This window comes from Mycobacterium sp. E3305 (genome assembly GCF_001666785.1).
Classification (GTDB): domain Bacteria; phylum Actinomycetota; class Actinomycetes; order Mycobacteriales; family Mycobacteriaceae; genus Mycobacterium.
The window spans coordinates 1-17349 of sequence record NZ_LZJA01000051.1; the positions used below are offsets into that span (position 1 = coordinate 1).

The following is a 17349-nucleotide window of genomic DNA, read 5'->3' on the forward strand; positions in this document are numbered from 1 at the left end:
GCCCTTGACGAACAGCAGCGCGCCCCCGCCGCCGAAGGCGATCAGCCCGAGCATGACGGCCCCCGCCCGGCTATCCATACCAGCCCTACCCGGCCTGGCAACCGCAACCGCCGCAGCGCAAGCCGAGCGGCGGCGAGGTCTTCGGCGCGGCCATCGCCGGGATGGCCCTCTATGCCGGGATCAACGCGATCCTCGGCCCGCTGGTGTTGTTCGGGCTCGCCAACGCGATCGCGCCGAAGGCCGCGTTCGCGACGGGGGCCGTCATGCTCGGGCTGATCGCCTCCGGCGGAGGGGGACCCGGCGGTGGGTTCGTCATGTGGCAACCGCCTCCCGTCGCAACACGGCGTCGTAATAGCCCCGCCGATATCCCACGCGCAGCCTAACGGCGATGACGAGCAGGGAGGGCAGCAGAAACCACTGCGGCCGGGTCAGGCCCAGCCACACCGTTTCGTTGGCGCGGAAGAACTCGACGAAAAACCGGAATACCGCGTAGCCGGCCACGTAGAGGACGAACAGCTCGCCCGGGTGGCTCACCCGGTTGCGCAGCCAGAGCAGCACCGCGAATGCGGCCAGCTGGAAGGCGATTTCGTAGAGGAACGACGGGTGCATCGCCGCGCCGGTGAGGCAGCCCGGGCACTTCGGCACGCCGGCGGGGGCATGCACGCCCCATGGCAGGTTCGTCGGGCGCCCCGGCGCCTCGGTGAGGTGGCAGCCGACCCGGCCGATCGCCATGCCGAGGGCGACGGCGGGGGCGAACAGGTCACCGGTCTTGCCGGTGTAGCCGCCGAGGCGCTTAGCGATCAGCACGCCGAGGTAGGCGCCCAGCAGCCCGCCCAGAATGCTGCGCGACCCGAATTCCCACGCCTGCAACATCGTCGGGTTGAGGCGGAGGTCCAGGTGCTCGGCCCAGCCGGACAGGCGCATTCCCACCGCGCCGCCGACGAGGGCGCCGGTCACCGCGACCAGCGATTGCTCGTTGACCCCTCCGCGCCGGCGGGCTTCGGCGATGAACACGACCGCGGCGGCCAGGACGCCCAGCGCCACGAAGACACCGTGCATCGGCAGCATCACCGAACCGATCCGCCAGTGCGGCACCACGCCGACAGACTATTACGTCGGGACCGCGTCAGCCGGTGGCCGGGCCCGCCCGCGCGGCGGCGCTCGCCGCGCTGCCGAAGACCGCCACGCGGACCGTGACGACCACATCCAGGCCGTCCACCGCACACCCGGTGTCGTCGGCCCGCATCCGCCGGGCCACCGCCGTCGCGCGGGCGCAGGCCGCATCGGCTCCGGACGGCAGCCGGGCCGCGGCGGCCAGCGCGGCCAGATCGGCCGCCGCCTGTGCGCGGTGACGCGCCACCACCACCGCACCCAGGTAAGCGCCGGCACCCGCGACGCCAAGCAACACCGCCACCATCCAGGCCGCGACCAGGGTGGCCGAGCCCCGATCATCCCGACGGCTCCGCCGCCGAGACCGCCTTGGCGGCAATGTCGAGCGCCGGCAACACCTTCGAGCGCGCGACGACGGTGGCAACCAGGAATTCACCTTCGCGGTGCACCTCGACCCGCGCCCCGCCGGGGGCGATGCGGCGGGCCGCGTTGAGGGCTGAGCGGTCGTCGCCGCGCGCGGCGAGCCTGGCGGCTTCGCGAGCGGCGTCCACGCAGCGAACCTGCATCGAGACGGCGGTGACACCGGCCAGACACAGCACCAGCACGACCACCAGGGTGGCGACGCCCAGGGCCGCCTCCACGGTGCTGGCGCCCGCACTGCCGGTCAGGCCTTGGTGTTGAGCGCGCGACCGATGATGTTGGTCAGCGCCGACACGATGGAGTCCCCGGTGACGACGGTGTACAGAATCGCACCGAAGGCGGCGGCCGCCACAGTGCCGATGGCGTATTCGACCGTGGACATGCCCGACTCGTCGGACACCACGACCGTCAGGCGCGCGATCAGCGACCGAAAAATGTTGTGCAGCAATGCTTCCCTTTCTCTTCACCATAATCCCGATTGAAAGACTTCGCCGGCGAGCCCCGCCACCACGGGAATGATTCCCAGGCACACGAACGCCGGCAGGAAACACAACCCGAGCGGCCCGGCGATCAGCACCCCGGCGCGTTCGGCGGCGGAGGTGGCCGCGTGCGCGGCACCGTGCCGGGAGTCTTCGGCCAACTCGGCGACTCCCTCGGCCAGCGCCGCACCCGAGGCCGCCGAACGCCGAGCGAGCCGCAGCAACGCCTCGACCTGCGCGTCGGCCTCGTGCGGCCGCCGATCCGGCGAGATCGTCCAGGCGACAACGGGATCGGCGCCCAACGCCAGCAGGTCGGCGGCGCGCCGCAGCACGCGGGCCAGCGCGGGCGGGGCGGACGCCGCGGCGGCGGACGCGGCGGCGGCCACGGCCATGCCGGCGCCCAGGCACACCGCCAGCACGTCGAGACAGGACGCGACCGCCAACGGGTCGGGGCCGTTCGCCATCCCGCGCCCCGAGCGCGGCCGATGCCGGCGGACCGGTGCGCGCGCCCGCGTTCGCACCAGCGCCGGGCCCGGACCGATCCACGCCGCCACAGCCAGCAACACCGCCGCCGTGGTCACGACCCGAGCCGATCGGTGATGCGGTCGGCCCATAACAGGCCGCCACACGCCAGCGCCGAACCCACCACCAACAGCCAGCCACCCGCGCGCCCATTGAACAGGAAGGCCAACGGTCGCGCGCCGATCAGCTCGCCCAGCAGCACGCCGAGCGCCGGCAGACCCGCCAGGATCGCCGCGGTCGCCCGCGCGCCGGCCATGTTCGACGTCACCCGGGCCGAAAATCGTTGCCGCTCGGCGATATCGCGCTGCGCGGCGCGCATCAGGGTGGCGATCGCCAGACCGTGCTGGCTGGCCAGCTGCCAGCCCAGCGCGAGGCGATCCCAATGCCCGGGCAGGGCCGACGATTTCGCCGCGGCGCGTAGGCCGGCCGCGACGTCGGCCCCCAACCTGGCCCGGGCCGCGACCGCCCGAAACGACTCCGCCACCGCACCGGCGGTTTCGCCGGCAGCCACCCCGAACGCGCGCACCGGGTGGGAGCCGACACGCAGCTCACCGACGAGCACGTCGAGCGCACCTTCCAGCGCCTGCCCCTCGCGCTGGGCGCACCGGGTGCGATGGCGGCGGCGATAGCGCAGGTTCGCGGTCGTGCCGACCACCGCGACGGCGAGCACCGTCGTCAGCGGTAACAACACCGCCGCCGCACCCACGGCGACCACGGCAAGGCAAGCCGCCTCGCGTGGCCCGGCGACCGGGCGCCACCGGCGGTTCGACGCCATCGGCGCCAGGCGGCGCCGCGGCGACGCCGGAAGCACGAGCAGCGCGAGCGCCAACAGCAGCGCACCGGTGGCCGGGCCGTTCATGCCGGCAACCTGCCCCGCAGCACGCGGTGTAAGAGCTCGGCTTCGTCGGTCATGCCTTCGTCGGCACGCCACACGGTGACCGCCCGCACCCGCCCCGCGACCTGGCGAAGAACGGCGACCTCGCCGAGCCTGCGCCGCCCGCTGCGGTCGCGCGCGACGTGCAACAGCACCTGCACGGCCGCGGCGAGCTGACTGTGCAGCGCCGCGCGATCGAGACCGCCCAGCGCGCCCAGCGCCTCCAGCCGGGCGGGGACCTCGGCCGGGTTGTTCGCGTGCACCGTGCCCGCTCCCCCGTCGTGGCCCGTGTTCAGCGCCGCGAGCAGGTCCACCACCTCGGCGCCCCGCACCTCGCCGACCACGATGCGGTCCGGCCGCATCCGCAGGGCCTGGCGAACGAGCTGGCGCACCGGAACTTCGCCGATGCCTTCGACATTCGCGCACCGCGCGACGAGTTTCACCAGGTGCGGGTGCCGGGGCGCCAGCTCGGCGGCATCCTCGACGCAGACGATCCGCTCGGTGGGCGCGACCGCGCCGAGCATCGCCGCCAACAGCGTCGTCTTGCCCGCTCCTGTTCCGCCGCACACCAGGAAGGCCAACCGGGCGGCGATGATGTCGGCGACCATCGCGGCGGCCTCGGGCGCCAGCGCGCCCGCCGCGATCAGGGCCGCCAGGTCCTGACTGGCCGGCCGCAGCACCCGCAATGACAGGCACGTGCCCGCGGCCGCCACCGGCGGCAGCACGGCGTGCAATCGCACCGCGAACCCGGCGCCGATCCCGGTCAGCTGGCCATCCACCCACGGCTGCGCGTCGTCCAGCCGGCGACCGGCCGCCAGCGCCAGCCGCTGCGCCAGGCGCCGCACCGCCGCTTCGTCGGCGAACCGGACCTGCGTGCGCCGCAAGCCATTTCCGTCGTCAACCCAGACCGCGTCGGGCGCGGTGACCAACACGTCCGTGGTGCCGTCGGCGCACAACAACGGCTCGAGGATGCCGGCGCCGGTGAGCTCCGTCTGCAAGACCCGCAGGTTGGCCAGCACCTCGGTATCGCCGAGCATGCCGCCCGACTCGGCCCGAATGGCGGCGGCCACGACGTTGGCCCCCAGCGGCGCGGATTCGGCGGCCAGCCGCTCCCGTACCCGGTCGATCAGCGAACCACTCACGCGGCCTCGCCTTTTCGTGCCGGCCCCGACGCGCGCGGCAGCACCGCCAGCACCTGCCGAGCCGCCGCCGCGAGCGTAGATCGCCGCCCCAGACGCAGGCCGCCTCGCTCCAGCTGCTCGGCGACCCGGGGCTGTGCTTTGACCGACGCCAGCAACGGCAGCCCGGCGATCTCGGCGATCTCGGCTGCCCGCAACCCACCCGGTGATGGACCGCGCACCACCAATCCCACGTTGGGGTTGACCGCGGCGAGCACCGGCGCCAGCGCACCCGTCGCGGCGCACGCCGGCACGTCGCAGCGGCTGACCACGACGACGAGGTCGGCGGCATCCAGCGCGGCGTGCGCCGCATCGGTGAGACGGCGCGGCAGGTCGCAGACCACCGTCACCGCGCCGCGGCGGCCGGCGTCGACGATGGCGTGCACGGGGCCGGCCGCCAGCTCGTATCCGCGCCGGGTGCCGGAGAGCACGCTGATGCCCCGGTGCCGCGGCAACGCCGCCCGCACGGACGACCAGCTGAGCCGGCCGTCCTGCAGCGCCAGGTCCGGCCAGCGCAAGCCCGCCGCGTTCTCGGCGCCAAGCCGCAGATCGATCCCGCCGCCCCATGGGTCGAGGTCCACCAGCAGCGCGTCCGCCGCCGCGTGCGCCAAGCCGACCGCCAGCGTCGAGGCGCCGGCCCCGCCGCATCCCCCGATGACCGCGACCACCGCGCCGCGAGTCCCGTCGTCGCGCGACGATTCGGCCGCCTCTGCGAGCGCGCGCACCATGTCACGCTCCCGCTCGGGCAGCCGCAGCACGTGCTCGGCGCCGACGGCGACGGCCGCCGTCCATGTCGAGGTCGCCGGGTCGGCCGCCGCCAGCACGGTCACGTGAGCGCGGCGGGGCAGCGCCGCCCGCCCGCACCGTTCGGCCGCCGCCTCGTCCAGCACGACGGCCGCCGCCGCCGACCACGTCTTGCGGCTCACGACGCCACCGGCATGGACTACCCGGACGCCGACGGCCGCGGCCACGCGCTCCAAGTCGCGGCGCAGCTCCGGGTCCGCCAGCATCGCGAGCACGCCCGCGGGAGCCGTCGCGTCGGCCTGCGAGGTGCTCGTCACGTGCCCCACTCTGCGGGCCCGCGATATTGGACACCAGTCCCAAACTGCGGATTTGTGGAGAGAGACGCGAGTGTGCACAAACACGTCGGGCGGCGCACACGATGCGGAAAGCCCGCAACCAATCGGACGGCCACGCCAGGCGGCCCGGTGTCGGCGGAATTTACCCCAGAAAAGGGACGACCCCCGCCAGGGGGGGAGGAGGCGAGGGTCGTCGTGCATCAGCCCCGGGGGGTCGGGCTGATACACCCTCGGCTCAGGCCGAGTAATGCTTACTATACACATGACAAGCGGCGGTAACGCAATAGCTCTTTCTATGAAAGAACACGTTGAGCCGCAAAAACACTGCCGTTACCGTCGGTCCCACTTTGCTGAGCGGCCATTTCGGTCCCAGAACCGCAGCCCGGACCGACGACCCACCTATGCTGGGGCGGTGACCGTCTTCGACCCGGCCGAGGAGCAGCACACGTCGGCTACCACCGCTCCCCGCGCCCGCACAGCGGCCTTCTTCGACTTAGACAAGACCATCATCGCCAAGTCCAGCACGCTGGCTTTCAGCAAACCATTCTTCAACCAAGGACTGCTCAACCGCCGCGCCGTGCTCAAATCCAGCTACGCCCAGTTCATCTATCTGCTCTCCGGTGCTGATCATGACCAGATGGACCGGATGCGCATCCACATGACGAACATGGTCGCCGGTTGGGACGTGGAACAGGTCAAGTCGATCGTCAACGAAACTCTGCACGACATCGTGACGCCGCTGGTGTTCGCCGAAGCGGCGGACCTGATCGCCGCGCACAAATTGTGCGGCCGCGACGTCGTCGTGGTCTCCGCCTCCGGCGAGGAGATCGTGGCGCCGATCGCCCGTGCGCTTGGCGCCACCCACGCGATGGCGACCCGCATGGTCGTCGAGGACGGTCGGTACACCGGGGAGATAGCGTTCTATTGCTACGGCGAGGGCAAGGTGCAGGCGATCCGCGAGCTGGCCGCCCGCGAGGGCTACCCGCTGGAGCATTGCTACGCCTACTCCGACTCGATCACCGACCTGCCGATGCTCGAGTCCGTCGGCCACCCCAGCGTGGTGAATCCCGACCGTGGGCTGCGCCGGGAAGCCGTCGAGCGCGGTTGGCCGGTGCTGTCGTTCTCCCGGCCGGTGTCACTGCGCGACCGCATCCCGGCACCGTCGGGCGCCGCGATCGCGACGACCGCCGCGGTGGGCGTCAGTGCGTTGGCCGCCGGCGCGGTCACCTATTCGCTGCTGCGCCGCTTCGCGTTCTAGGCCCCGCGTTTCGCAGCAAACGCATTTCCGCATCGGTGCGCGATTTCGAACAAAATTGGGCCTTGCTGCGCTAGAGGTCTAGTAGTACAAAGGAACCACGGAAGCCCGATGAGGCCAAGGTCGATCCGGAAGAGAAGGATCGTTCTCCCGAACCGGGCGCCCAGCACGGAACCCGGCACCCACGCGGAGTCATAGCCGCGATAATGGCAGAAGTGTTGCGGGCCTGCGTAATTGCGAAATATGGACGGCGTCGACGGCCCTTTGGGTGGGGTTGCAACCGGAAGTATCGCAAGATCGCCGAGGCCAACCCACGCAGCCCCGAAATGCACGCATGGTAACCGAGCTCCGTGTTAGCGGGCGGCGGACCGAACCCTTCGGGACGTCGCCCGCTTTACATTGTCCGGCGGTGTTTTCGCCCGGCGCCGGCTACCGATTCAGCTACCGGCTCGACACCGACTCCGCGATCGTCAACGCCTCCTGTGCACCGGCTCGCATCGCCCGGCAGCAGAGCAGCAGCCACGCCCCCACCCCGGCCGGAGTTCCATCCGCAAAGCCTTGCGCCGCATCGCGATAGTCGGCGGGCTGGCGCATCCAGCTCACCTCGGGTACCCCCAACCCGTGCGGGTCCAGCCCGCTGGCGATGGTCACCAACCGCGAGACCGCGCGGGCCACCACGCCGTCCGCGCTGCCGAACGGCCGCAGCGTCAACAGCTCGCCGTGCGCGACCGCGGCGACCACCGGCGCCGGTGCCTCGGTGCCACCACTCACCAAATCGGCCAGCAACTCCAGCCGCGGCCCGACGCCGGCATCGGCGCGGGGCCGGCCCAGCCGCTCCTCGTCGACTTGGTCGGCCGCCGCCAGCATGTGCAGCCGCGCGAGCGCCTGCAGCGGGGCCCGCCGCCACACCCCGACCAGCGGACCCTCGCCGCCCTCCAGCGCCTGCGCCACCCGCAGCGCCCCACCGAACACCGGATCGCTGACCACCGCCGCATCGGCGAGGTCCTCCAGCCGAACGGGGCCGCCGTCCAGCACCGACGAGGCGCGCGCGGCCCGCAACGCCGCCTCGGCGGCGGTCACCGGCCAGCCCCGCAGGTTGGCCCGGTGGCGATGGGCGCGGCCCAGCGCGTCGCGGGCCCGGTCACTGGCCTCGGCGACGCCCGGCAACTCCATCAGCGGGGCCAGTGGATCGGCGGTCACAGGTTGCCAACCTATCCCGGCTTCAACGATCGGGTGTCGGCGCCTTCGGGATGGCCTCCAGCAGCTGGCGGGTGTATTCGTGCCGGGGGCGGGTGAACAGCTCCTCGGTGGCGCCCCGCTCCACCACGCGGCCGGCGCGCATCACCAAGACGTCGTCGGCGATCTGCCGGATCACCGCCAGGTCGTGGCTGATGAACAGGTAGGCGAGGCCCAGCTCGGTTTGCAGGTCGGCCAGCAGATCCAAGATCTGCGCCTGCACCAGGACGTCGAGCGCGGAGACCGCCTCGTCGCAGACCAGCACGTCGGGCCGCAGTGCCAGCGCACGGGCGATCGCCACCCGCTGCCGTTGGCCGCCCGACAGCTCACGGGGCAGCCGCCCCAGCACCGACGACGGCAGGGCCACCTGGTCGACGAGGTCGCGCACCGCGCGCCCGCGCTGCCGGCGGTCGCCGACGCGGTGAATGCGCAGCGGTTCCTCGATGGCGCGGAACACCGTATACATGGGATCCAGGCTGCTGTAGGGGTTTTGAAAGATCGGCTGCACGCGGCGCCGGAAGGCCAGTTGCTGGTCCCGGCTCAGCGCGGCGTCGATGCGGGTGCCGTCGAAGACGACGGTGCCGGAGCTTGGCGCCAGCAGGCCGAGCACCATCCGCGCCAGGGTGGATTTGCCCGACCCCGATTCGCCGGCGATCGCCAGGGTGCTGGCCCGCCGCAGCCCGAACGAAACTCCCTCCACCGCAATGACTTCCGCCCGTCTCCACGGCACACCGCGCGAGTCGCGGTAGACCTTGGTCAGCTCCGAGGCGACCAGGACCGCGTCGGACCCGCCGTCGTCCGCCGGACGGGACCGGGCGGGGCTCCGCACCGTCAGCGACGGCGCGGCGGCCACCAGCCGCCGGGTGTACTCGTGCTGCGGCTCGCGCAGGATCGACCGCGCCGCACCGGATTCCACCACGGCGCCCTCGCGCATCACGACGACGGACTCGGCGCGTTCTGCGGCCAGCGCCAGGTCGTGGGTGATCAGGAGCAGCGCGGTGCCGAGTTCCGCGGTCAGCCCCTGCAGGTGGTCGAGCACCTGACGCTGCACGGTGACATCCAGCGCCGACATCGGCTCGTCGGCGATCAGCAGCCGCGGCCGGCCCGCCAACCCGATCGCGATCAGTGCGCGCTGGCACATGCCGCCGGACAGCTGGTGCGGGTAGCGGCCCGCTTGTTTCGCCGGGTCCGGCATGCCGGCCTGACCGAGCAGCTCGACCGCGTGCCGCCGCGTCCGCCGGTCGGAAGTGTTGGCCCGCAACGCTTCCGAGACCTGGAAACCGACCTTCCAGACCGGGTTGAGATTGCTCATCGGGTCCTGTGGAATGTAGCCGATCTCGCGCCCCCGGATGGCGCGCAGCGTCCGTCGGTTGCCGCCGGCGATGTCGGAACCGTCGAAGACGATGCGCCCGGCGGTTATCCGCCCGCCGGGGGGAAGCAGCCCGAGGATCGCGGCCGCCGTGGTGGATTTCCCCGATCCCGATTCGCCGACCACCGCGATGGTTTCGCCCGGCAGGACGGTGAGGTCCACGCCGCGGACGGCGGCGTGATCGCCGAAGCTGACTCTGAGCCCCTCGACGGCCAGCAGCGGCGCGCCGGTCACGGCCGCCACGCTCGGGACGCCGGGTCCAGGGCGTCGCGCAACGCGTCACCCATCATCATGAACGCCAGGACCGTGATCGCCAGCGCGCCGGCCGGGTAGAACAGAATCGGCGAGCCCGCCCGCAGCCGCGTCTGGGCGAGGTTGATGTCGCCACCCCAGGAGACCACCGTCGGCGGCAGCCCGACGCCCAGGTAGGACAGCGTGGCTTCGGTGACGATGAAGGCGCCCAGGGCGATGGTGGCCATCGCGATGACCGGGCCCAGTGCGTTGGGCAGCGCGTGGCGCAGCAGTATCTGAAAGCGACTCAGCCCCAATGCTTTCGCGGCGAGCACGTAATCGCTGGCGCGCACGGAGAGCACCGATCCCCGGGCGATGCGGGCCACCTGTGGCCAGCCGAACAAGGCGAGGATGGCGATGACGGTCCACACCGTGCGGTGGTGCATGACCTGCATGAGCACGATGGCCGCCAACAGCAGCGGCAGGCCGAAGAAGACGTCGCTGACGCGGGAGACCAGCGTGTCGACCCAGCCCCCGTAGAAGCCGGCCAGCGCGCCGAGCGCGCCGCCGACGACGAACACCACCACCGCGGCCCCCAGGCCGACGGTGACCGAGGCCCGCGCGCCGTAGACGGTGCGGGCGTAGACGTCGTGGCCTTGCAGGTCCGTGCCGAACCAGTGCGCGCCCGATGGCGGAAGCAGGCTCTGGCTGGGATCGGCGTAACTCGGGTCGGCCCCGGTGAACAACGCCGGAAACGTGGCGACCGCAACGATAAACAGGATCAGCAGGCCGGCGAAGACGAACTTCGGCCGGCCGCGCAGCCCCCGCCACGTGTCGCGCCAGAAGCCGCTGCGCTCAGCCATACCGGATCCTCGGATCCAGCGTGGCATACAGCAGGTCCACCGCGAGGTTGGTGATCAGGTAGATCAGCACCAGCACCGTCACGATCGACACCACGGTCGGCGCCTCCTGGCGGGTGACGGCCTGATACAACACACCGCCGACGCCGTGGATGTTGAAAATTCCTTCCGTGACAATGGCTCCGCCCATCAGCGCCCCGAGGTCCGCCCCCAGGAACGTCACCACCGGGATCAGCGAATTGCGCAGGATGTGCACGGTCACCACGCGCGGCCGGGACAACCCCTTGGCGGTGGCGGTGCGGACATGGTCGGCGTGCGCGTTGGCGGCGACCGCCGACCGGGTCAACCGCACCACGTAGGCGAACGACACCGAACCCAGCACGACGCCGGGTAGCAGCAGGCGCCCGATCGTCGACCTCTCGCCCACCGTGACGGGTGCGATGCCCAGCTTCACCCCGAACACGAACTGGGCCAGAAACCCCAGCACGAAGATGGGGACCGCGATGATGACGAGCCCCGCGATCAGGACGGTCGAGTCGAAGATCCCGCCGGTGCGCAGCCCGGCGATCACCCCGAAGCCGATGCCCAGCACCGCTTCGACGACCAGGGCGATCAGCGCCAGCCGCAGAGTCACCGGAAAGGCGTGTGCGAGAACGTCGCTCACCGGCAGCCCCGAGTAGGAGCGGCCCAAGTCACCGTGCAGGACGCCGCCGAGGTAGCGCAGGTACTGGACGATGAACGGGTCGTCGAGGTGGTAGCGGGCCCGAAGCTGCGCGGCGACCTCGGGCGTCAGCGGGCGGTCCCCGGCGATCGCGGCCACCGGGTCGCCGGGCAACAGGAACACCATGCCGTAGATCAGCAACGTGGCGCCGAGGAAGACGGGAACCATGACGGCGATCCGGCGCGCGATGTAGGAACCCATGCCGTTACGCCTTGACGATGTTCTCGTAGTCGGGCAGACCGTTCCACGTGAGCTTGACGCCGCTCACCGGCGACGACCATCCGACCACCGCGATGTAGTACCACAGCGGCACGGCGGGCATGTCGCGCAACAGGATCCGCTGGGCCTTATTGACCAGCACGTCCGCCTGTTGCAGGTCGGGTGCGGCCTCGGCGGCGGCGAGGCCGGCGTCGAAGTCCCGGTTCGAGTATCCGACGTCGTTGGATCCCGCTCCGGTGGCGTACAGCGGGGCGAGGAACTCGATCATCGACGGGTAGTCGCCGATCCAGCCGGCGCGGAACGCGGTATCGATGGTGCGGTTGGTGATCTGGGTGCGGAAACCGGCGAACGTGGGGTGCGGCGCGCCGACGGCGTCGATGCCCAGCACGTTCTTGATGCTGTTGGCCACCGCGTCCACCCACTCTTGATGGCCGCTGTCGGCGTTGTAGGCGATCAAGTAGCGCCCGCTCCACGGCGAGATCGCGTTGGCCTGCGCCCAGAGTTGGCGGGCCCGTTCGGGATTGAAGTCCAATGCGTCGTTGCCCGGGATGTGCGGATCGAATCCGGGCAACGAGCTCGCGGTGAAGTCGCGGGCAGGGCTGCGGGTGGCGTTGAAGATCTGCCGGCAGATCTGTGGCCGGTTGATCGCAGCCGACAACGCCAAGCGGCGCAGCCGGCCTTCTTCGCCGCCGAAATGCGGGAGCCGCAGTGGCGTGTCGAGCGATTGGCTGACCGCGACCGGTCCACTGGCCGCGTTGCCGCCCAGGTCACGCTTGTAGATTGTGAGTGCACTCGACGGAATCGTGTCCAGCACATCGAGATTGCCCGACAGCAGGTCGGCGTAGGCGGTGTCGAGGTTGGCGTAGAACTCGAACCGCAGGCCCTTGTTGTGGGGCTTGCGACTGCCGTGGTAGTCGGGGTTGGGTTTCAGGTCGATCTTGACGTTGTGTTCCCAGGCCGGCCCGTCGGGACCGTCAGCCAACTCGTAGGGGCCGTTGCCGACCGGGTTGCGGCCGAACGCGGCCATGTCCCGAAAAGCCCTTTCCGGCAACGGGTAAAAGGCATTGTGTCCCAGCCGCAACGTGAAGTCGACGGTCGGCGCCTTGAGCCGCACGTCGAACTCGAGATCGTTGACGACTTGCAGCCCGGACATGGTGGTCCGGGCCGGCTTCCCGTCTGCGGTCAGGGCGGCGACCTCGTCGTACCCGACGATCGGGCTGAAAAAGCTTTGTTGCAGTTGGGCATTGGTGCTCAGCGCGCCGTAATTCCACGCGTCGACGAACGAATGGGCCGTCACCGGCGAGCCGTCGGTGAACTTCCAGCCGGGCTTGAGCAAGATCCGGTAGTTGACGCTGTCGGTGGTCTCGACCGACCGCGCCACTTCCGGTGAGGGTTTGCCTGCGGCGTCATAGGACACCAAGCCGGCGAACAGCCGATCCAGGATTCGCCCGCCGAGGCTGTCGTTCGTGCCGGTCGGAACCAGCGGGTTCGGCGGTTCCCCGCCGTTGACCACCACCAGCTCGGGGCTCAGGGCCCCGCCGCCGCAACCCGTGAGCGCGGCGAGCGCCACGACCACGGTGGCCGCCACGGCCCGCATCCGGTGCATGACCCGACCCTAGGGCCTGCCGCGCAGCGGCGGTGAAGTGCCCGCACGGGCTTCGGCGACCTACGATCCCGTGGTGGTCGTCGCGTATCTTGCCTCCGCCGAGGATTCCGCCGTGCACGCGGGCGGGCTGATGTTCTTGCTCGGCCTCCCGACGGCCGGCTTGATCTGTCTGGTGATCGGGCTGTGGGAGCTCTCGCGTGGCCGCCGAAAGCAACCCCCGCCCGCCTACCCGTATCCCCCGGGCCCGCCACCGCAGGCGATCGGCTACCCCGGTTGGCCCCATCCCGGTTACCCGCCCGGCGCCCCGCCGCGGCCGCGGACGAGCAAGTCCGCCACCACGCTGATCACCGTCGGTTTGGTCTTGGTGGCGCTGGGCGGGTTCGGGATCGTCAGCCACGCCGCACGCGCGATCTCGAGCCAAAAGAACGAGTCCTTGCTGCGGGTGGGCGATTGCATCAGCGAAAGTGATTACCGGGCAAACCGTTTCGACGCCCGCCTGATCAGCGGCTGTAGCGACCCCGCGGCGACTTACGAACTCGCGTTCAAGGGGAATGCCTCGGACAGCTGCCCCGACGGTAAACGGGAGCACTCGATCTACGAGCGTGCGAGCAACCACTCGACGACACTGTGCTTTCTCATCAACCTGCAACAGGGCCGTTGCTATCTGTACATCAGCGACGGCGAAGCCGTGAGCCTGAGGCCGGGCGACTGCGGCGACTCAAACCGGGTACAGGTGAAAATCGTGCAGCGCATCGATGGCAGCACGGACAAAACCCAATGCCCGCAAGGGTCAAAGGGCGTCAGCTACCCGGAGCCGGCCCGCGTGTATTGCCTGGCGAGGGCCGACTCGTAACGTCGCTCAGACGGGCGTCACCGGATGCACCTGCAGCGCGCAGGCGTCGATGGTGGCCGGCACGCTCAGCACGACGGTCGTGTCCGGCGGATTGACCAGCAGATCGGTGTAGGTCGGGCACGGCTCGCCGTTCGCGTCGATGGCCACCCCCTCCACCACGGCCTGCGCCTGGGTGGACAAGGACAGGATCACGGTGGGCGGCACGTCGGCGCCGCCGGGTAGGCCGCCCATGTAGCCGCGCAGGGTGGGCTGGGCGTGGATCAGCGGTCCGCCGGACCCCGAGTCGACGCCGGGATATCCGGTCAGCGTGCAGGGCTCCGCGCCGCCGGCAAGGCTGAACACCAGCGTGGCCCCGCGGTGGCCCACGGCGGCCTGGGTCGGCGATGCGGTGACGGCGATCTGGTCCGACCAGCACGGGGTTGGTGCGTCGGCGGTGTCGATCGGGACGGCCCACGCCGCTGGCCCCGGCAGGGCGGCGGCCGCGTAAACCGTTGCGGCCGCGGCGAAGCTGGGAACGAGTCGGCGGATGCGCCGCCGCTGGCCGGGCACACCGGTGATTATCCGTCATGGGGCTGCGGTTCGACCTGAATTTGAAGCTTCCCTTTTTACCTTGCGGCGTTAGGCTCTGACGGTTGACGAGCCTCGACACTAGGAGGAAGCCAGTGACCACCACCGACGCCGTAGGCCCGTCGTCGTATCCCCCGCCGCCGGCGTTCGCCGAGCAGGCCAACGCCGGCGAGGAGTTGTATCGCGAGGCCGAAGAGGACCGGCTGGCCTTCTGGGCCGAACAGGCGAACCGGCTCTCCTGGTCGACGCCGTTCACCGAGGTGCTCGACTGGTCGCAGGCGCCGTTCGCGAAATGGTTCGCCGACGGCAAGCTCAACGTCGCCTACAACTGCGTGGACCGCCACGTCGAGGCCGGCCTCGGCGACCGCGTCGCCATCCACTGGGAGGGCGAGCCCGGCGACAGCCGCAGCCTGAGCTATTCCGAGCTGCAGGCCGAGGTGTGCAAGGCGGCCAACGCGCTGACCGCCCTGGGCCTGGTCGCCGGCGACCGCGTCGCGATCTACCTTCCGTTGATCCCCGAAGCGGTGATATCGATGCTCGCCTGCGCCCGGCTGGGCATCATGCACAGCGTGGTGTTCGCCGGCTTCACCGCGAAGGCGCTACGGGCCCGCATCGCCGATGCCCAGGCCAAGTTGGTGATCACCAGCGACGGGCAGTTCCGCCGCGGCAAGCCCGCACCGTTGAAGGACGCCGCCGACGAGGCGGTCGACGATCCCGAGAGCCCCGTCGAGCACATCCTGGTGGTGCGGCGCACCGGGATCGACGTGTCGTGGAACGACGACCGCGACGTGTGGTGGCACGACGTCGTCGACGACGCGTCGCCCGAACACACGCCGGAGCCCTTCGACGCGGAGCAGCCGCTGTTCCTGCTGTACACCTCCGGCACCACCGGCAAGCCCAAGGGCATCGTGCACACCAGCGGCGGCTACCTGACCCAGTGCTCCTACACGCACTACTACATCTTCGACATCAAGCCCGAACGCGACGTCTTCTGGTGCACCGCCGACATCGGCTGGGTCACCGGCCACACCTACGGCGTCTACGGCCCGCTGTCCAACGGGGTCACCGAGGTGCTCTACGAGGGCACGCCCGACTCGCCGACCCAGCACCGGCACTTCGAGATCATCGAAAAGTACGGCGTCACAATCTATTACACCGCGCCGACGCTCATCCGGACGTTCATGAAGTGGGGCCGCGAGATCCCCGACGCGCACGACCTGTCCAGCCTGCGACTGCTGGGCACCGTGGGCGAGCCGATCAACCCCGAGGCGTGGCGCTGGTACCGCAAGGTGATCGGCGCCGACAGCCTGCCGATCGTCGACACCTGGTGGCAGACCGAGACGGGCGCGGCGATGATCTCCCCGCTGCCCGGCGTCGCCGCGGCCAAACCGGGTTCGGCGATGAGGGCGCTGCCGGGCATCTCCGCGAGCATCGTCGACGACCACGGCGAACACCTGACGCCCACCGTCCATCACGGCGAACACGTCACCGGCTACCTGGTGTTGGACCAGCCGTGGCCGTCCATGCTGCGCGGCATCTGGGGCGACCCGGACCGCTACGTCGAGACCTACTGGTCTCGGTTCGCCGAGCAGGGCTGGTATTTCGCCGGGGACAGCGCCTATTACGACCGCGACGGCGCCATCTGGGTGGTGGGCCGCATCGACGACGTGATGAACGTGTCGGGGCACCGGCTCTCGAGCGCCGAGTTGGAGTCGGCGCTCGTCGGCCACCACGGAGTGGCCGAGGCCGCGGTGGTCGCCAAGACCGACGAGACCACGGGCCAGGCCGTCTGTGCGTTCGTCGTCTTGTGCGCCGAGTACGAGGTGCACGACGGAATCGTCGACGAGCTGCGCGCCGAGGTGGCTCGCGAGATCTCACCCATCGCCAAGCCGCGGGAGATCCACGTGGTGCCCGAACTGCCCAAGACCCGCAGCGGCAAGATCATGCGCAGGCTCCTGCGTGACGTCGCCGAGAAGCGGGAACTCGGAGACACATCGACCCTGCTGGACCCCGGCGTTTTCGACGCGATCCAGGCCGCGAAGTAGCTCAGATCAGGCCGGTAGCGGGGTAAACCCCGCGCCCGGCCGGTGCTTGGCGTTGACGTCGGCCAGGATCGCGTTGAACGACTGCACCACGGCCGGCGTGTGCAGCGGGATGTACTTGATGATGCAGGTCGGCAGGTTGTCGCTGAACGCCCCGTGGATCATGCCGACCAGCATGTTGTTCACCGTCACCGGCGCGCCGGAATCGCCGGGCTGCCCGCACACCTGCATGACGATCGTGCCGGGGTCCTGGCCCGGGCCCCAGGTGACGCCGCACGAGTTCCCGGTGGTGCGGCCCTGCTTGCAGGCGATCTCGCCGAAGGCCGGGTCCGGGCCCAGGCCGTTGATCGCGAAGCCGTTGTAGTTGGCCGTCGGTGTCACCTTCGCGGGATCGAACTTGATGACTGCGTAGTCCAGGTTGTCGTTGCCGGCCACCATGGTGCCCAGGGTGCCGGCGTTCTCCGCGCCCTCGGCGGCGACCTGCGCGCCCGGGCCGCCGCAGTGCGCCGAAGTGAAGCCGATCAGGTCTCCGGCGGTATCGCCCCCGATGGTCGTCAGGGTGCACATGGTGTCCCCGTTGATGACGATGCCGGCGCCGCCGCCCATCGGGATCCTGACATCGGCGGCCGCGGCGCGCACGGGGTAGCCCACCAGGACCAGGAGCGCCGCCCCCATTGCCGCCACGAAGCACCGGTGCGCCGTCTGCACAGCACCACTCCCATCGACAG

Annotated in this window: 19 protein-coding genes; 3 read left to right on the top strand and 16 right to left on the bottom strand. The window is 70.6% G+C overall.

What is annotated here, in order from left to right; genetic code table 11:
* Positions 1-169: 169 nt before the first annotated feature.
* Genes A5701_RS27980 through ssd form a run of 9 tightly spaced genes read right to left on the bottom strand, consistent with a single transcriptional unit; the run spans position 170 to position 5593 of the window.
* Positions 170-316 carry a hypothetical protein gene (locus tag A5701_RS27980; RefSeq protein WP_156669928.1) on the bottom strand — a complete coding sequence of 49 codons (147 nt, stop codon included), beginning with the start codon at positions 314-316 and terminating at the stop codon, positions 170-172.
* Positions 313-1098, bottom strand: a complete 786-nt coding sequence (locus A5701_RS05225) for a prolipoprotein diacylglyceryl transferase (protein ID WP_067749535.1) — start codon at positions 1096-1098, stop codon at positions 313-315. The genes A5701_RS27980 and A5701_RS05225 overlap by 4 nt, the downstream gene beginning before the upstream one ends.
* Positions 1099-1126: 28 nt before the next feature.
* Positions 1127-1417 carry an Rv3654c family TadE-like protein gene (locus A5701_RS05230; RefSeq protein ID WP_369807386.1) on the bottom strand — a complete coding sequence of 97 codons (291 nt, stop codon included), beginning with the start codon at positions 1415-1417 and terminating at the stop codon, positions 1127-1129.
* A gap of 31 nt (positions 1418-1448) precedes the next feature.
* Positions 1449-1751: a TadE family type IV pilus minor pilin gene (locus tag A5701_RS05235; protein ID WP_082950329.1), complete on the bottom strand. Its 303-nt coding sequence runs from the start codon at positions 1749-1751 to the stop codon at positions 1449-1451.
* Positions 1752-1774: 23 nt separating this feature from the next.
* Positions 1775-1975 (bottom strand): DUF4244 domain-containing protein, encoded by a 201-nt coding sequence (locus tag A5701_RS05240; protein WP_369807388.1) that lies wholly within the window; start codon positions 1973-1975, stop codon positions 1775-1777.
* A gap of 18 nt (positions 1976-1993) precedes the next feature.
* Positions 1994-2590 (bottom strand): type II secretion system F family protein, encoded by a 597-nt coding sequence (locus A5701_RS05245; RefSeq protein ID WP_197504922.1) that lies wholly within the window; start codon positions 2588-2590, stop codon positions 1994-1996.
* A complete protein-coding gene (locus A5701_RS05250) occupies positions 2587-3390 on the bottom strand; it encodes a type II secretion system F family protein (protein ID WP_067749539.1) in 804 nt (267 codons plus the stop codon). Before A5701_RS05250 ends, A5701_RS05245 begins: the two co-directional genes overlap by 4 nt.
* Complete coding sequence (locus A5701_RS05255; protein WP_067749541.1) at positions 3387-4547, bottom strand: TadA family conjugal transfer-associated ATPase; 1161 nt, start codon at positions 4545-4547, stop codon at positions 3387-3389. Before A5701_RS05255 ends, A5701_RS05250 begins: the two co-directional genes overlap by 4 nt.
* Positions 4544-5593: a septum site-determining protein Ssd gene (gene ssd / locus A5701_RS05260; protein WP_067749585.1), complete on the bottom strand. Its 1050-nt coding sequence runs from the start codon at positions 5591-5593 to the stop codon at positions 4544-4546. Before ssd ends, A5701_RS05255 begins: the two co-directional genes overlap by 4 nt.
* A gap of 481 nt (positions 5594-6074) precedes the next feature.
* On the opposite strand from ssd, the gene A5701_RS05265 reads away from it, so the two are divergent.
* Positions 6075-6920 carry an HAD-IB family hydrolase gene (locus A5701_RS05265; RefSeq protein ID WP_067749543.1) on the top strand — a complete coding sequence of 282 codons (846 nt, stop codon included), beginning with the start codon at positions 6075-6077 and terminating at the stop codon, positions 6918-6920.
* Positions 6921-7358: 438 nt separating this feature from the next.
* On the opposite strand, the gene A5701_RS05270 is transcribed toward A5701_RS05265, so the two are convergent.
* From A5701_RS05270 to A5701_RS05290, 5 genes are read right to left on the bottom strand one after another with little or no spacing between them, the layout of a single operon-like run.
* A complete protein-coding gene (locus A5701_RS05270; protein ID WP_067749544.1) occupies positions 7359-8117 on the bottom strand; it encodes an oxidoreductase in 759 nt (252 codons plus the stop codon).
* 22 nt (positions 8118-8139) lie between these two features.
* Positions 8140-9765, bottom strand: a complete 1626-nt coding sequence (locus A5701_RS05275; RefSeq protein ID WP_067749546.1) for an ABC transporter ATP-binding protein — start codon at positions 9763-9765, stop codon at positions 8140-8142.
* Positions 9753-10643, bottom strand: coding sequence for an ABC transporter permease (locus A5701_RS05280; RefSeq protein ID WP_369807387.1), 891 nt, complete (start codon positions 10641-10643; stop codon positions 9753-9755). The genes A5701_RS05275 and A5701_RS05280 overlap by 13 nt, the downstream gene beginning before the upstream one ends.
* A complete protein-coding gene (locus A5701_RS05285) occupies positions 10609-11535 on the bottom strand; it encodes an ABC transporter permease (protein WP_067749549.1) in 927 nt (308 codons plus the stop codon). The genes A5701_RS05280 and A5701_RS05285 overlap by 35 nt, the downstream gene beginning before the upstream one ends.
* A 4-nt stretch (positions 11536-11539) precedes the next feature.
* Complete coding sequence (locus tag A5701_RS05290) at positions 11540-13159, bottom strand: ABC transporter substrate-binding protein (protein WP_067749551.1); 1620 nt, start codon at positions 13157-13159, stop codon at positions 11540-11542.
* 73 nt (positions 13160-13232) lie between these two features.
* Here A5701_RS05290 and A5701_RS05295 point away from each other — a divergent pair, with 73 nt between their 5' ends.
* Complete coding sequence (locus A5701_RS05295; protein WP_067749589.1) at positions 13233-14012, top strand: hypothetical protein; 780 nt, start codon at positions 13233-13235, stop codon at positions 14010-14012.
* A 6-nt stretch (positions 14013-14018) separates the two neighbouring features.
* Here the strand turns inward: A5701_RS05295 and A5701_RS05300 are convergent, their stop codons facing one another.
* Entirely contained in the window at positions 14019-14561 is a 543-nt protein-coding gene (locus A5701_RS05300; protein WP_082950330.1) for a DUF4232 domain-containing protein, read from the bottom strand.
* 113 nt (positions 14562-14674) lie between these two features.
* On the opposite strand from A5701_RS05300, the gene acs reads away from it, so the two are divergent.
* Positions 14675-16624, top strand: a complete 1950-nt coding sequence (gene acs / locus A5701_RS05305; protein ID WP_067749553.1) for an acetate--CoA ligase — start codon at positions 14675-14677, stop codon at positions 16622-16624.
* A 6-nt stretch (positions 16625-16630) separates the two neighbouring features.
* Here acs and A5701_RS05310 read toward each other — a convergent pair whose 3' ends face one another.
* Positions 16631-17329 carry a serine protease gene (locus tag A5701_RS05310; RefSeq protein WP_156669929.1) on the bottom strand — a complete coding sequence of 233 codons (699 nt, stop codon included), beginning with the start codon at positions 17327-17329 and terminating at the stop codon, positions 16631-16633.
* Between the last annotated feature and the right edge of the window lie 20 nt (positions 17330-17349).